This window comes from Pseudoalteromonas sp. ABE4_541 (assembly GCF_056312285.1).
On record NZ_JBSVEM010000004.1, the window covers coordinates 164477 to 180792 of the forward strand.

Sequence of the window (16316 nt, forward strand, 5' to 3'; positions counted from 1 at the left end):
GGATTGAAACATGACTGTACTTAACTCTTCGGTTAACCCTCACGACAGTCAGTTTAAAGCAAACAGCGAAGCAATGGCTTCGCTGGTTGCGGATTTAAACGACAAAGTCGCAACATTATCTCAAGGTGGCGGTGAAGCGCTTATCGCCCGTCATCAAAGCCGCGGAAAACTATTTGTTCGAGACCGTATAAATACCTTACTGGATGAAGGTTCACCATTTTTAGAGATCTCACAATTCGCTGCGTTTGGCGTATATGAGCAAGATATTCCCTGTGCTGGCGTGGTTGCGGGCATTGGCCGCGTGCAAGGCGTTGAATGTATGATTGTGGGTAACGATGCCACCGTAAAAGGCGGTACTTATTTCCCGTTAACGGTAAAAAAACACCTTCGTGCACAAGAAATTGCTGAACGTTGTCACTTACCTTGTATTTACTTAGTCGATTCGGGCGGTGCAAACCTGCCAGAGCAAGACGAGGTTTTTCCAGACAAACTGCACTTTGGCCGTATTTTTTATAACCAAGCGCGTATGTCGGCCAAAGGCATTCCACAAATCGCGGTGGTGATGGGCTTATGTACCGCTGGGGGCGCATATGTGCCAGCCATGGCTGACGAAAGTATCATCGTTAAAGAGCAAGGAACTATTTTCCTCGCAGGCCCACCGCTCGTAAAAGCGGCAACGGGTGAAGAAGTAAGTGCGGAAGAGTTAGGCGGTGCAGACGTACACTGTAAAACCTCTGGAGTGGCTGACCACTATGCCGAAAATGACGAACATGCACTTTCAATCGCTCGTCAGTGTATTGCTCGTATTAATCATCAGCGCCCTACTCGCCCAATTTTAAAAGACGTTCAACCGCCGCGTTACGATATTCGTGAGATATACGGCATCGTTGGTACCGATCTTAAAAAACCGTTTGATGTGCGCGAAGTGATCGCGCGTATTGTAGACGATTCGCAATTTGATGAATTTAAGCGCTACTTTGGTGAAACACTGGTGACTGGCTTTGCTGAAATTTATGGTCATCCAGTAGGCATTGTGGCTAACAACGGTATTTTATTCTCAGAGTCAGCACAAAAAGGTGCCCACTTTATTCAGCTATGTGCACAGCGTGATATTCCACTGCTGTTCTTACAAAATATCACAGGCTTTATGGTTGGCCAAAAATACGAAGCAGAAGGTATCGCCAAACACGGTGCGAAAATGGTAACTGCGGTATCGTGTGCCGACGTACCTAAGTTTACGGTACTCATTGGTGGTTCTTACGGTGCGGGTAACTACGGCATGTGTGGCCGCGCATATGAGCCAACTATGATGTGGATGTGGCCAAACGCACGTATCTCAGTAATGGGTGGTGAGCAAGCTGCTGGTGTACTCACGCAAGTACGTCAAGATGGTTTAGCTCGTAAAGGCGAAAGCATGAGTGACGAAGAAGTTGCCACATTCAAAAAACCAATCATTGAGCAGTACGAGAAACAAGGTCATCCTTATTACGCCAGTGCCCGTCTTTGGGATGATGGCATTATTGACCCTGCCGATACACGTACCGTTCTAGGCTTAGCACTTGAAGCGGCTGCAAACGCGCCGAGTAAAGAATCTAAGTTTGGCATTTTCAGAATGTAATAGGAGCAGACTATGTCGGTCACTTTAACGATAACAAAAACAAAAGTGGCGATTTTAGAGTTAAGTCGCCCCGAAAAACATAACGCTTTTGATGATGCCGTCATTGCTGAACTCATTCAGTGTATTGAACATGCCAATAGCCTTGAGATCCGTGGGCTCGTACTGAAAACCCAAGGCAAACACTTTTCAGCCGGCGCCGATTTGGGTTGGATGAAGTCAATGGCAGATAATAATTACGAAGAAAATGTGGCAGACTCTGCGCAGCTTGCCAAATTGATGTCAGTGCTAGCAACGTCTCCACATCCAACTTTATGTTTAGTGCAAGGAGCAGCGTTTGGAGGTGCACTTGGCTTAATTGCATGTTGCGATATTGCTGTTGCTACACCAGATGCCAAATTTTGCTTAAGCGAAGTTAAGCTGGGCCTTATCCCTGCAGTGATCAGCCCCTATGTGATTAAAGCCATTGGTGAACGCCAAGCCCGCCGTTATTTCTTGACTGCTGAAGTGTTCAAAGCTGAACAAGCCCTCTCTTTGGGTTTAATTCATGAAGTGAGCGATGACCTAGAGCAAAGCGAGCAGTACTTTATTGAAACACTGCTCAACAATGGCCCGACAGCTGTTCAGTCAGCAAAATCACTCATAAGCGAGGTCGCAGGCCAAGATATCAATGACGAACTCATTGCCCACACAGCAAAACGTATCGCTGAAATTCGCGTCAGCCCAGAGGGACAAGAAGGCTTGAGCGCCTTTTTTGAAAAGCGTGCGCCAAAGTGGCAACACGCGGCTAAACAATAAGGGATCAAACATGTTGAAGAAAATCCTCATTGCAAACCGTGGCGAAATCGCCTGCCGCGTGATGAAAACCGCTAAGCGCTTAGGTTTAAAAACCGTTGCTGTTTACTCTGATGCCGATGCAAATGCATTACACGCACAGCAAGCCGATGAAGCCTATCATATTGGTCCAGCTCCCAGTAAAGACTCTTACTTAGTGGCTGATAAAATACTTGAAGTGGCCAAACTATCCGGTGCCGACTGTGTTCACCCCGGCTACGGCTTTTTATCTGAAAATAATACCTTTGCGCAAGCGCTCGAAAAAGCCGGCATTGTATTTATCGGCCCACTCGCCAGCTCAATTGAAGCGATGGGATCAAAAACCCGTGCCAAAGAAATTATGGCACAAGCGAACGTACCACTTGTGCCTGGTTACTACGGTCAAAATCAAGACAGCGACTTTTTAGCCGCAGAAGCCGAAAAAATTGGCTACCCTGTGCTAATCAAAGCCGCCTTTGGTGGCGGTGGTAAAGGCATGCGTGTGGTTCGACAAAGTTCTGAATTTTTAGCCTCGCTTGATGGTGCAAAGCGTGAAGCACTGGCTGGGTTTGGTAACGACCTTGTCTTGTTAGAGCGTTACGTTGATACACCGCGTCACGTCGAAGTGCAAGTATTTGCTGACAACCACGGCAATTGCGTTTATTTAGGCGACCGAGACTGTTCATTACAACGTCGTCACCAAAAAGTCATCGAAGAAGCGCCAGCACCTGGTTTATCTGACAAGCTACGTAAAGAAATGGGTGAAGCAGCGGTACGCTGTGCTCAAGCCATCAATTATCGCGGAGCGGGTACCGTGGAGTTTTTACTTTGTGGTGACGAGTTCTTCTTCATGGAAATGAACACGCGTCTACAAGTAGAACACCCCGTTACAGAGATGGTTACAGGTTTGGATCTGGTTGAATGGCAAATTCGTGTTGCCAACAGTCAAACACTTCCACTGACTCAAGAGCAAGTAAGTCTAACAGGCCACAGTTTCGAAGCACGTATTTACGCTGAAGATCCGCGTGAAAACTTCATGCCTTTCTCTGGCGAATTAACGCACTTGTCTTTTCCGCAAGAGAATACCGGCGTGCGTATCGATACCGGTGTACAAACAGGCGCCGAGATCAGCTCTTTCTATGATCCCATGATAGCAAAGTTGATTGTTCATGGACCAGACAGGGAAACGGCCCTGCTTAAGTTACACCATGCGTTAGAAGAAGTGCATTTAGCTGGCGTAAAAAGCAACATTGCATTTTTACATCACTTATCAGGCCACCCTACTTTTACAGCGGGCGCGCCGGATACCCACTTTATTGATAGCCAAACCGAGACGCTAACTCAACAGCCTATGCCGCTTGAGCAAATGAAATTGCTCGCCATTGCAGCCTACATTGCAAACAAACCAACTGGCGCAACACCTTGGCAAACTGCGCTTGGTTTTAGACTCAATCAAATTGCGACCGTTGAGGTACCTTTTATCGACGAGCCTGTACTCGCCAAACTTACCAGTGACTCAATAAATGTAGAATTAAACAACAAGCAATTTATGCTAACCGCTGACCTTACGGGCACTGAACTTACTGCAACCATCAATGGCAGCAAGTACATCGCAAATGTGCTTTGTAATGAAGAGTCAATTACGGTGATGTATCAAGCGTATGCGCACAGCTTTGATCTTAAATCTAAGCATTACATCAGTGAGCATGAACACGAGGCGGCTCCGCTTGCAGCACCGCTCAATGGTACGGTTGTCAAACACTTACAAGCGCTAAACACACAAGTAAGTAAAGGCGACGCTGTTGTTGTCATTGAAGCGATGAAGATGGAATACACCCTCAACGCCCCATTTGACGGCACGTTGACCAGCTACTGTTTTGGTGAAGGCGAATTGGTAAGCCACGGTGACATGCTTGCCATCGTAGAGCCTTTGGAGGCATAAATGTCATACCCAAAAAAAGTACGTATTGTCGAAGTGGGCGCACGTGATGGCTTACAAAATGAAGCCAGCGTGACCACGGAACAAAAAGTATCGCTTATCAATGCACTTGCCGAGGCAGGCCTAAAAGATATTGAAGCCGGTGCCTTTGTGTCACCTAAGTGGGTGCCACAAATGGCCGACTCGAGTGACGTGATCAACAATATTAAGGTAAGTAAAGACGTAAACCTAAGTGCGTTGACACCTAACCTTAAAGGCGCACACGCAGCTCTTGAAGTCGGCATAAAAGAGTTCGCGATTTTTACTGCCGCAAGCGAAGCGTTTACTCAAAAAAACATCAATTGTTCAATCAATGAAAGTATTGAGCGCTTCAAACCAGTCATAGAGTTGGCGCGTACCAATGGTGTAAAAGTGCGCGGCTATGTCAGCTGTGTTTTAGGCTGCCCTTACCAAGAAGAGGTCGAACCAGAAATGGTTCTTGATGTGTGTAAACAATTGTTGGCTCTTGGTTGTTACGAAGTAAGCTTAGGTGACACGATAGGTGTCGGCACCCCCAATAAGGTCGAGCGATTGCTTAACGTATTATTGCAACATATCAGCGCTGACAAGCTTGCGGTGCACTTTCATGACACTTATGGCCAAGCACTCGCAAACATCAGCAAAGCACTAGAAATGGGCATTTCAACGGTCGATAGTGCCGTTGCTGGACTGGGTGGTTGTCCCTATGCCAAGGGCGCGTCAGGAAATGTTGCCACAGAAGATGTCGTTTACTTATTGCAAGGACTTGGCATTGACCCCCAAATTGATTTAGAAAGACTAGCCAAAGCTGGTTGGGCAATTTGCGAGGCGCTCAATAAACCCCCAGTAAGTAAGGTCTCTTTGGCTTTAAAAGCGAAGTGCGATTAAAAAGCATACATAATTTATATGCATTGTAGTTTCGTGCATATTGAACAATAAATAATCTTTAGGAGTGGGCTCATGGCCGGTTTCGATAAAGTTGTTACAAGCTACGCGCAAGCGATGGATGGATTGAAAGATGGCGACACCATCATTGCAGGCGGCTTCGGGTTATGTGGTATCCCAGAGGGCTTGATCAACGAAATTAAGCGTAAACAAACAAAAGAATTAACAGTTGTATCAAACAACTGTGGTGTTGACGATTTTGGTCTTGGTATCTTGTTACACGATCGCCAAATTAAAAAAATCATTGCGTCTTACGTTGGTGAAAATGCTTTATTTGAACAGCAACTACTAGATGGCATCATTGATGTTGAACTTACCCCACAAGGCACACTTGCTGAAAAAATGCGTGCAGGTGGTGCGGGCATTCCTGCATTTTACACGGCAACGGGCTACGGTACGCCTGTAGCTGAAGGTAAAGAAGTTAAAGAATTCGATGGTCGCCCTTATATTTTAGAAGAATCAATTACTGGCGAGTTTGCCATTGTTAAAGCGTGGAAAGCTGACCGCTACGGCAACCTTGTATTTCGCCACACTGCAATGAACTTCAACCCGATGGCAGCAACTGCGGGTAAAATCACAGTGGCTGAAGTTGAAGAAATTGTCGAGCCAGGTGAATTAGAGCCAAGCGAAATTCATACCCCGGGCATTTACGTTAACCGCGTTATTAAAGGTAACTTTGAAAAACGCATCGAGCGTGTAACTACGCGTAAATAAGGAGAACACCATGGCTTTATCACGTGAACAAGTTGCAATGCGCGTAGCTCAAGAGCTACAAGACGGTTATTACGTTAATCTGGGAATTGGTATTCCAACTTTGGTTGCTAACTATGTACCTGACGGTATTGAAGTTATGCTGCAATCTGAAAACGGTTTATTAGGTATGGGACCGTACCCAACTGAAGACCAAGTTGACGCCGATATGATCAACGCGGGTAAAGAAACCGTGACAGCTGCAACAGGTGCGGCCATTTTTAATAGTGCCGATAGCTTTGCCATGATCAGGGGTGGTCATGTAGACTTGACGGTTCTAGGTGCATTTGAAGTGGATCAACAAGGTAATATTGCCTCTTGGATGATCCCGAAAAAATTAATCAAAGGCATGGGTGGTGCAATGGATTTAGTAGCCGGCGCACAAAACATTATCGTTACAATGACCCATGCTAGCAAACACGGCGATTCGAAGCTGTTAGAAGCATGTACTTTGCCACTAACGGGTGTGAATTGTGTTAAGAAAATTGTAACTGACCTAGCCGTGTTAGAAGTAAAAGACGGCGCATTCCATTTGCTAGAACGCGCGCCGGGTGTTAGTGTTGATGAAATCATAAGCAAAACAGCAGGTAAGCTAATCGTCGACGGCGATATCCCTGAAATGCAATTTGCCTAACACAATGTACCGACCTCATTCCCAGTGCCATTGGCGCTGAGTTACCCAAAACCCCTCTAACGAGGGGTTTTTTTTATTTATCGAGCGACAAACTCCAATACGGTTGCATTGATACAATATCGATCAGCACCTCCAGGCCCTTCGTTCTCGAATACATGGCCAAGGTGTATTCCACTTGATTTCGAGCGAATTTCGGTGCGACGCATACCATGGCTATTGTCTTGATGATAAGTCACACTTCCCTTCACCGGATGCTTAAATGACAGCCAACCCGTGCCAGAGTTAAACCTGTCTTTTGTATCAAACAATGGGGCGCCACTGAGCTTGTCAATAAAGAGCCCCTCACCTGTTTTTTTGAACAAATCGTACTGCTTACAAAATGGCGCATCGGTCGCGCTGTTAAAGGCCACGCGAAACGCTTCTGAGTCGCCCAACTTAAACGCACCAAGCGCTTTGTAAAACGTTGCTTTGTTCATAAAGCCTTGATGTGCATATACCTCTTTGCCATCCTCTATGAAAATAATGGTCGGTGTAGCCCAAGTTGGTGTTTTTATATCGAGTGATTGCAGTTGGTCTGCATGTCTGAAATGAAGCGCAATAGTGCCTTGATAGTCGTTTATAACTGTCTTTTTGAATTTTTCACAATATGGACAATATCCTTTTGCGTCCAAAATAACGATGTGTTTACCTGCAAGTAGTGCTTTGTTGCTCGACGCTTGCGGTTGTATATCACCTGTTTGCTCACTAAATTCCACACCTGTTGAATGATCTGGGCAGTAGCCATTGGGGTTTTTTACCAAATAGTCTTGGTGATACGTTTCTGCAGGATAAAACACATCCAGCTTTTTTATTTTCGTTTTGATTTCACCAAACCCGGCATCAGACAACTTAGCCTGATACGCATTTTTTAGTCTATACGCTAAAGATCTTTGCGCTTCTTCAGTGAACAAAATGGTCGAGCGATACTGAGTCCCCACATCATTGCCTTGCCTATTTTTTTGTGTTGGGTCATGGCTCTCAAAATAACTTTTTAATAGTTGCTCCGTGCTAATCACATTAGCGTTGTATGTTACTTTAACCACTTCCGCATAATTATTTTCATCAAAGCGCCTGCTACGTTTTGTTATCTCTTTATAACTCGCTGCAAAGCCTTTTCCATCCGCATAGCCTGACACAGCATCTAGCACGCCAGTCATTTGCTCGTAGCGTTTTTCTGCGCCCCAGAAACATCCTGAACCCAAAACCAGTGTTTTAACATGTACGCTCGCTTGATCAAGCTTATCCGTTGATTCGGTTTGTGCAAATGCCCAAGATGCGAGTACAAAGCCTATCAATAACACCAAACATTTATACATATCTGACATTCAACTGCTCCGTTTAAGTTTAATTCATTGTATTTAGCAGTAGACCAAGAACCTTTAAAACAAATTTCAACTTTTAACTGGACGACTATATTCGGCACTTCGCCGAGTTATTGTTATCAATACCGCCATTTTAGGGTAAAACGCATCTACAAATATGATCATAGGACGCAGTTATGAAAAAACTAATACAGTGCGCAACGCTTTCATTTGTAGCTCTAAGTGCAACGAGCGTAAACGCCGCTGAGTTTCAATTCACATCAAAATTAGTTCAAGGTGACACTCTATTGCTCTTTAAAGCACAAAAGAGTAATGAGCAATTTAAGTTCCTAGATAGAGATACGCGTAAGCAATTAAGTAAAGCCCTTAAGAGTGCTCAGTTTGATGCTAAGTATGGCACGCATGTCGAACTACTTGCGCCTGTAGACAGCGATTACGAGCGTATTGTTGTTGTCGGCTTAGGTGATAAAGATGAATTAAACTCAGCCAAAATGGCTGAACTAGGCGGTAATATTCATGCTCACTTAGAAAGTATTAAAGCAAGCCAAGTTACAATCGCATTTGAAAACGTTCAAGGTCAGATCGATAACAGTGAACTTGCAGCACAGTTTGCTCATGGCGCTAACCTACGTGACCATGAATTTGACGTTTATAAAAAACAAGAATCGAGCTCAACCGAGCTGAATTATTCAGTTAAAGTTGCGAGTGCGCAAAGTACAAGTAAAACATACAAAACGCTGGAACATATTCAACAGGGCGTATTTCTAGCACGAGATTTAACATCGGAAGTGGCCACGGAAATGACGCCTGTCGATTTTGCCAAAGCCGCAAAATCGCTTGAGCAATATGGTGTGAAAGTTACAATACTAGAGCCGGAGCAAATCAAAGCACTGGGTATGGGCGCGCTTGAAGGCGTTGGTCGTGGTAGTAAAGAAGGCGCTCGCTTAGTCGTTGCACATTATGAAGGTAACAACGACACACCAATCGCTCTAGTGGGTAAAGGGATCACATTCGATTCAGGTGGCTACAGCATTAAAACAGGTAAATCAATTGCACGTATGAAGTCAGATATGGCTGGTGCCGCTGCTGTACTTGGGACGGTTAAGGCTATGGCGCTAAGCAAAGCTGATGTCAACGTTGTTGCTGTCATGGGGATGGCTGCTAATATGGTATCTGAAAATGCTATTGCGCCCGGTGATGTTCTGCGTACAGCAGAAGGCATCAGTGTTGAGGTACTTAATACCGATGCAGAGGGCCGCTTAGTACTTAGTGATGCGATGTGGTATGCAAGAGAGCACTTCAAACCTGAGGTTATGATTGACGTTGCAACTCTCACTGGTTCAAAAATACGCGCAGTTGGGAATCGATACAGCGCCATTTTCTCTGACGATGAACATCTAATCAAAGAGTTGACACTTGCTGGTAAACAAGTCAACGAGCAGGTATGGCGTTTACCACTTGGCTATAAAGACCTACTGAAGTCGAATATCGCTGACATTACCAATGTGGCATACGAGGGCCCTGGCGCAACAACTGCGGCTGCATTTTTACAACATTTTGCGGGTGACACTCGTTGGGTACACATTGATATTGCCGGTAATGCCTTGAACGAGTTACCAAAAGGAGAACTTGCTACAGGAGGCACAGGTTATGGTGTGCGTTTATTAAGCGAGTGGTTGTTGGATAAAAACTAAGGCGTGTAAATCTTTGAGGTGTGGTTTTTGTTCAAATCAAAGGCTTTATGTAATACAGCGTGCTATGACCTTAGTGACCTATGTAAGTAGCGTATGACGCCAAAATGAAAACCTTTGCGCAGCGCCATTCGGTCATTGACTATGCGGTGCAGGCTCTGCCTGACACAAATACCCGAATGATCGCTGCAAAAACGCATAGCAAAAGATCAATACCCCCTAATAATTTAGCCATGCTTAGCGTGGCTTTTTTATATCTCTTGCATTCCCCCCTCATTGATTAGCTATACTAGGTGCAAGATAATAAAAAAGAAAATCGTTATGATGGATGCATACAGTTACCTGTTAGGTGAGACAGCCATTGTCGTGGCTTTGCAAACCGACAACCCCTCTCCTAGTGAACAACGCCGGCTATTCGCTCTAACAGTCAGTTTGCAACATACTAGGGCTTTCATAGATGTTGTGCCTGCAAAATCTTCTGTGACTGCGTATTTAGCAGATCCTAATCAATATCGATACTGGCTTAAAAAAGCAATGCTGCTGTGGGAAGAAGCTGCTGAGGTTGCATTAAGTCAAACCAGGCATGCTATCGATGTCACCTATGGTGGCAAATTTGGACCTGATTTAGAGGATGTTGCTCTTAAATTAGGAATAACATCAAAACAAGTTGTTGAGCTACACAGTGATTGTACTTATCAAGTTGAATTTTTGGGATTTTTACCTGGGTTTGCTTATCTAGGCACACTACCACAAGCTCTACAGTTACCGAGAAAATCTACGCCGCGTAAGCAGGTACCCAAAGGTTCGGTGGCGATCGCCGAAGACCTTAGTGCGATTTACCCAAGTTGTTCACCTGGTGGCTGGCACTTAATCGCGCATTGCTCAACTCCCTTATTTGATGCAACGAAAAATCCTCCAAGCTTGTTTGCGCCGGGCGATGAAATTAAATTTATCCCAACTAAGGAGGGGATATGTTAAAAGTTATCAAAAGCGGTGTTATGTGCAGTATTCAAGACATTGGTCGATTTGGCTACCGTCATTTTGGTGTTGGTCGCAGCGGTGCCTTAGACCCTTTTGCTGTCTGCTTAGCAAACTTTTTACTCGACAATAAAACACATAATGCAGTCATTGAAGTCACCATCGGGATGGCAGAGTTTGAATTTACGCAGCCATGTAACTTTGCCTTAACCGGTGGTGACCTTAAAGCAAAGTTGGCTGGCAAAGCCATTTACCCCGGCTGGCGTTATCACGCATGCGCTGGAGATAAGCTCACTTTCGCCAGCAGTGCGCATGCTCAGCGAGCATATTTTACCGTTCAAGGGGGCTTCAGCCTCGAGCCAACACTGGCCTCATGTTCAACCGATCTCCAAGCCAATTTTGGTGGCCTTCATGGTCACGCATTAAAAAATGGCGACTGTGTAAATTATACAACTAGCGCCAAAGCGCTCGCTCACCTTGGTGTAATGCAACCGAAATACACGAAACAGGTACGAGTACTTAAAGGACCACATTGTGATAAGCTAGCTTCAGACGTATTTGAGCGCTTTATTACTCAAACTTGGGTTATAAGCGACGCGAGTAATAGAATGGGTGCCCGACTTTTAGGTAATAACGAACTTGCGCATCAAGTCAGTATACCAACGCAAGCGGTACACCCGGGCGTTATACAATTGCCACCCAATGGTGAGCCAATCGTATTACTCAATGACTGCCAAACTACGGGAGGTTACCCCATTATCGCGACCGTAATTGACGCAGATCTACGTATGTTTAGCCAGCTTGGTGCAAATCAACAATGTAACTTTGTTGAATGTACGCTTGAGCAAGCTCATAAAGCCAGTGATAAATTAAGTGCTCATTTAGCTCAGTTTAACTTAGCCAAAAATAATAATAATTAGAGTAATAACATGAATGAACTCAACCTACTGCCACTGATAGGTATTGTCATTGTGGTATTTGGTTTTGCCTTACGCTTTAACCCGTTATTGGTTGTGTGTGTTGCAGGACTGGTGACTGGATGGGCAGTCGATATCGAGCTACTGGCATTGTTGGAAACTTTTGGTGAGAAATTTATGAACTCACGCCAACTTGCAAGCTTTTTACTCATTTTACCGGTCATCGCATTATTAGAGCGCTTTGGTCTTCAACAGCGCGCGACTGCGTGGGTTGCGACAATAAAATCAGCCACTACAGCAAGAATACTCGCTGTGTACTTTGTTGTTAGGGAGTGCTCTGCGGCCCTTGGATTGATCAATCTAGCGGGTCAGCCGCAAACGGTTAGACCACTCCTCGCTCCTATGGCACTGGGCGCTGCGAGTAACAAGCACGGTGAATTACCCAAGCATGTTCAAGATATGATCAGCGCCCATGCCGCTGCTTGTGACAACATTGCGGTGTTCTTTGGTGAAGACATTTTCATCGCTTTTGGCGCCGTGCTACTCATGGACGCATTCTTGCGAGAAAATGGCATCGCAGGTATTGAACCCCTTTATATTGGCCTATGGGCTATTCCAACTGCCATTGCGGCTTTAATCGTCCACTTATTCAGGCTGGCCCGGTTAGAAGCTAAAATCACTCGAGCAATCGACAAAGCTAAAGTATTTGAGCGAGCACATGCGAGTGAGGAAGTATCATGAGCACACCAGTAAACACCTCTGTTGAGTCAACATCGATTATATCAATCAATAACATTTACCTTATTCTCGGGTTTATTGTGATGTTTTTAGTCGTAAAAACCATTCAAGATCCCGACCATCCAAAAAAATGGACTACAGCTCTATTTTGGTTCCTATTTGGGAATGTGTTTTTGTTTGGCGATTTATCTATAAAGCTAGTCGGAGAGTCTTTGACATACCGATGGGTTGGTTGCAGCGTGTTGCTGATTGCCTTACTCGCGGGCTTGGGCAAAGTATCCATGGGTAGTTATCATAAGCCGTCATTAGAAGAGCTAGAGCAAAACGCGAAAAAGTTTGGTAACAAGCTGTTTGTACCCGCCGTGCTCATCCCCATTGTCACCGTTGTATGTGCCATTATTCTTAAAGATATTCATATTGGTAGCGTGTATCTATTCGACCAATCTTATATCACCTTGGCATCGTTAACGCTTGCGTGCGCAACGGCCCTTTTGGTCGGTTGGAAAATCACCACTGGCAACCCTTTACTTGCGCTAGGTGAGTCGCGCCGCTTAGTTGATTCTATCGGTTGGGCGGCCATTTTACCGCAAATGCTCGCTATGCTAGGTGGTGTGTTTATCGTGGCGCAAACTGGGACTGCAATTCAAGACCTTGTTACTATATTTATCTCACCCGATAACCGATTTATGTTGGTGGTACTATATTGTACAGGTATGGCGCTGTTTACTATGGTTATGGGGAATGCTTTTGCCGCGTTTCCAGTCATGACCGCAGGTGTTGCTGTCCCGTTTCTTATTCAAGGGCATGGCGCGTCCCCTGCACCACTGGTCGCCATTGGCATGTATTCGGGCTACTGCGGTACGCTTATGACCCCGATGGCTGCAAACTTTAATATTGTTCCAGCAGCGTTGCTTGATTTAAAAGATAAATACCAAGTGATAAAAGTACAAATACCGACAGCATTGACCTTGTTGGCAATCAATATTCTGCTTATGTACGGAGTTGTCTTTAATGACTAAAGCGCAAAAACCCAGCATTTTACTCACTGGCTTTGCCCCATTTGGTGGCGAGCAAATCAATCCTTCTTGGCAAGCTGTGTCGCAATTGGAGGGCGAATATATCGGCGGCTGTGTGGTACATACCAAAGAGCTGCCATGCGAATTTAATACCTCACTGCGCGAACTTCATCTCGCGATTGATAAATATGCACCGCAGCTTGTTTTATGTATTGGTCAAGCGGGGGGCCGCTCCGAGCTTTCTATTGAACGTGTTGCTATCAATATTAATGATGCGAGAATTGAAGACAATGCGGGCAAGCAGCCAATTGACACGCCGGTGATCGCGGGTGCTCCAGCTGCCTATTTCACAAATTTGCCGATAAAAAGACTGTTAGTTGCACTACATCAGGCGCAAATCCCGGCTGCTATTTCAAACACCGCAGGTACTTACGTATGCAACCATGTGATGTATGGCTTAATGCACTTAATTAACCAACATGATACACACATTAAAGGGGGATTTGTTCATATCCCTTATCTGCCATCACAAGCTGTTAATCATGCAAGCGCACCGAGTATGAGCCTAGAAACTATGGTGAGTGGATTAAAAGTTTTAATCACGAGCGCACTTCAAGAAAAACAAGATATAAAGGTTGCCGCTGGTACAACCCATTGAATTTATATAAAATGTTTAATTGTTCAAATCTCATTAAGGAAAAATAGAATGACACAGACAACACCTGCAACTAAAAAAGTAATCACTTCGCCGAGTCTTTTAAAGCAAATCAATGGTGGTAGCGGTGGTGATCAATTTCCAAAAGAAGTTAGGCCTGAATAATAAAAGCTCACAAGTCAAAAGAAAGTATCACGAACAAAAGCAGCATCTAGCTGCTTTTACAGTTTTTATACTGTAATTTTTCATTTGAGTATCTGCCCCTAATGCACCAATACAGTGCGAAACGACTCTGTTTTTGAACAGTTTAGCTCGAGTCTTTTAAGCCAAAGTGCGAAGACTCACATAAACACACACCATATTGCACCTCGTTGGTGCAATTTTATACCAAACTTGCACCGTAAAATCACTGAATGCTTTAACCTAAAATGCGCTTTTGTATGTGACTTATGAGATTAATTCTGATAAATCTATCTCTAAGTTAATACTTTGTATCTTTAAAAAAGCGGAATGTATTGGCAAGCAAAACAATAAATCATCAACACAGGAATGAGGTATTTTATGTGTTCAATTTTTGGCGTATTGGAACTTAAGTCCGATCCCACACAGCTTCGCTCTCAAGCGATTGAAATGTCTAAACTACTGCGTCACAGAGGACCTGATTGGTCTGGTGTTTACGCGTCCGATAAAGCCATATTGGTACACGAGCGTTTGGCAATTGTAGGGGTTTCTAGCGGTGCCCAACCCCTTTATAACCCAGAGAAAACGCATATTTTGGCCGTTAACGGCGAGATTTATAACCATAAAGAGTTAGCTAAAAATTTAGAAGTCGATTTTGACTTTCAAACAGAATCTGACTGTGAAGTGATTTTGGCGCTTTATAAACAAAAAGGTCCTGAATTTTTAGATGATCTGAACGGTATTTTTGCATTCTGTTTGTATGATGAAGAGCAAGATGCCTATTTAATCGGCCGAGACCATATCGGGATCATCCCGCTTTACACGGGTCGCGACCAGCATGGCAACTTCTACGTTGCAAGTGAGATGAAAGCGTTAACGCCTATTTGTACGCAAATTGAAGAATTTCCTCCTGGTCATTATTTGTATTCTAAAGAAGGCAGTTTACGCCCCTACTACCACCGAGATTGGCAAACGTTTGATGCGGTAAAAGAGAACGCGGCTGAACCAAGTGAAGTAAAAGACGCGTTAGAAGCCGCAGTGAAACGTCAATTAATGTGTGACGTACCTTATGGTGTGTTGTTGTCTGGCGGTTTAGACTCGTCGGTCATTTCAGCTATCACGCAGAAGTTTGCCGCAAAACGTATTGAAGACAACGATGCATCGGATGCTTGGTGGCCAAAGCTGCATTCTTTCTCAATTGGCTTAGAAGGCTCGCCCGATCTTGCGGCAGCTCAAAAAGTGGCAGATGCTATTGGTACAGTTCACCACCCTATTCATTTCACGGTTCAACAAGGTATTGATGCACTTAAAGAAGTCATTTATCACCTAGAGACCTATGACGTAACAACGGTACGTGCATCAACACCTATGTACCTTATGTCTCGTCAAATCAAAGCAATGGGTATCAAAATGGTACTCTCGGGTGAAGGGGCCGATGAGCTATTTGGTGGTTATCTATATTTCCACAAAGCGCCAAATGCACAAGAGTTTCATGAAGAGCTTAATCGTAAAGTTTCTAAACTACACATGTTTGACTGTTTGCGAGCCAATAAATCAATGGCAGCATGGGGCGTAGAAGCGCGAGTGCCATTTTTAGATAAAGAGTTCGTGGATGTTGCCATGCGTACCAACCCTGAATACAAAATGTGTAAAAATGGTCGTATTGAGAAACATATTCTTCGTGAAGCTTTTGACGGTTATCTGCCAGAAGAAGTGTTATGGCGTCAAAAAGAGCAATTTTCAGATGGGGTTGGATACAGCTGGATTGACTCTTTAAAAGCCTACGTTGAAGAACAAGTGTCTGATCAAGATCTTGCAAATGCACAGTACCGCTTCCCTATTAATACACCTGATAGTAAAGAAGCCTACTTCTATCGCCAAATATTTACGGAACATTTCCCTGGTGATGCCGCTGCTCAATGCGTTCCGCATGGCAAGTCAGTTGCTTGCTCTACACCACAAGCGCTTGCATGGGATGAATCATTCCAAAACAATGCCGATCCATCAGGCCGCGCAGCTAAAGTGCACAACGATGCTTACTAAACAAGCAATAATTACTGAGCGCT

General features: G+C 44.6%; 14 protein-coding genes. 13 read left to right on the plus strand and 1 reads right to left on the minus strand.

The features are described 5' to 3' along the window. Positions 1-10: 10 nt before the first annotated feature. The 6 genes from ACW689_RS05780 to ACW689_RS05805 all read left to right on the plus strand — a co-directional run bounded on the left by ACW689_RS05780 (position 11) and on the right by ACW689_RS05805 (position 6714). On the plus strand, positions 11-1618 hold the full coding sequence (locus ACW689_RS05780; RefSeq protein WP_476289242.1) for a carboxyl transferase domain-containing protein: 1608 nt from the start codon (positions 11-13) through the stop codon (positions 1616-1618). Between the two features lie 12 nt (positions 1619-1630). Then, positions 1631-2413, plus strand: coding sequence for an enoyl-CoA hydratase-related protein (locus ACW689_RS05785; protein WP_476289244.1), 783 nt, complete (start codon positions 1631-1633; stop codon positions 2411-2413). A gap of 10 nt (positions 2414-2423) precedes the next feature. Beyond that, positions 2424-4370, plus strand: a complete 1947-nt coding sequence (locus tag ACW689_RS05790) for an acetyl/propionyl/methylcrotonyl-CoA carboxylase subunit alpha (RefSeq protein WP_476289246.1) — start codon at positions 2424-2426, stop codon at positions 4368-4370. Then, positions 4371-5273 carry a hydroxymethylglutaryl-CoA lyase gene (locus ACW689_RS05795; protein ID WP_476289248.1) on the plus strand — a complete coding sequence of 301 codons (903 nt, stop codon included), beginning with the start codon at positions 4371-4373 and terminating at the stop codon, positions 5271-5273. Positions 5274-5345: 72 nt separating this feature from the next. Continuing rightward, positions 5346-6044, plus strand: a complete 699-nt coding sequence (locus ACW689_RS05800) for a CoA transferase subunit A (RefSeq protein ID WP_476289250.1) — start codon at positions 5346-5348, stop codon at positions 6042-6044. A 10-nt stretch (positions 6045-6054) separates the two neighbouring features. Further along, complete coding sequence (locus tag ACW689_RS05805) at positions 6055-6714, plus strand: CoA transferase subunit B (protein WP_476289252.1); 660 nt, start codon at positions 6055-6057, stop codon at positions 6712-6714. Positions 6715-6791: 77 nt separating this feature from the next. Here ACW689_RS05805 and msrA read toward each other — a convergent pair whose 3' ends face one another. After that, positions 6792-8069, minus strand: a complete 1278-nt coding sequence (msrA, locus tag ACW689_RS05810; protein ID WP_476289453.1) for a peptide-methionine (S)-S-oxide reductase MsrA — start codon at positions 8067-8069, stop codon at positions 6792-6794. Between the two features lie 182 nt (positions 8070-8251). Between msrA and ACW689_RS05815 the strand changes: the two genes are divergently transcribed. The 7 genes from ACW689_RS05815 (at position 8252) to asnB (ending at position 16293) form a co-directional block, all read left to right on the plus strand. Continuing rightward, a complete protein-coding gene (locus ACW689_RS05815) occupies positions 8252-9769 on the plus strand; it encodes a leucyl aminopeptidase (protein ID WP_476289254.1) in 1518 nt (505 codons plus the stop codon). A gap of 318 nt (positions 9770-10087) precedes the next feature. After that, the gene (gene pxpB, locus ACW689_RS05820; RefSeq protein WP_476289256.1) at positions 10088-10744 is read left to right on the plus strand and encodes a 5-oxoprolinase subunit PxpB; all 657 of its coding nucleotides are present in this window, start codon (positions 10088-10090) and stop codon (positions 10742-10744) included. Then, a complete protein-coding gene (locus ACW689_RS05825; protein WP_476289258.1) occupies positions 10738-11664 on the plus strand; it encodes a 5-oxoprolinase subunit C family protein in 927 nt (308 codons plus the stop codon). The genes pxpB and ACW689_RS05825 overlap by 7 nt, the downstream gene beginning before the upstream one ends. Before the next feature lie 9 nt (positions 11665-11673). Next, positions 11674-12402: a DUF969 domain-containing protein gene (locus ACW689_RS05830; RefSeq protein ID WP_476289260.1), complete on the plus strand. Its 729-nt coding sequence runs from the start codon at positions 11674-11676 to the stop codon at positions 12400-12402. After that, a complete protein-coding gene (locus tag ACW689_RS05835; protein WP_476289262.1) occupies positions 12399-13418 on the plus strand; it encodes a DUF979 domain-containing protein in 1020 nt (339 codons plus the stop codon). Before ACW689_RS05830 ends, ACW689_RS05835 begins: the two co-directional genes overlap by 4 nt. Next, a complete protein-coding gene (gene pcp, locus ACW689_RS05840) occupies positions 13411-14073 on the plus strand; it encodes a pyroglutamyl-peptidase I (protein ID WP_476289264.1) in 663 nt (220 codons plus the stop codon). Before ACW689_RS05835 ends, pcp begins: the two co-directional genes overlap by 8 nt. Positions 14074-14631: 558 nt before the next feature. Continuing rightward, positions 14632-16293 carry an asparagine synthase B gene (asnB, locus tag ACW689_RS05845; protein ID WP_476289266.1) on the plus strand — a complete coding sequence of 554 codons (1662 nt, stop codon included), beginning with the start codon at positions 14632-14634 and terminating at the stop codon, positions 16291-16293. The last annotated feature ends 23 nt before the right edge of the window (positions 16294-16316 follow it).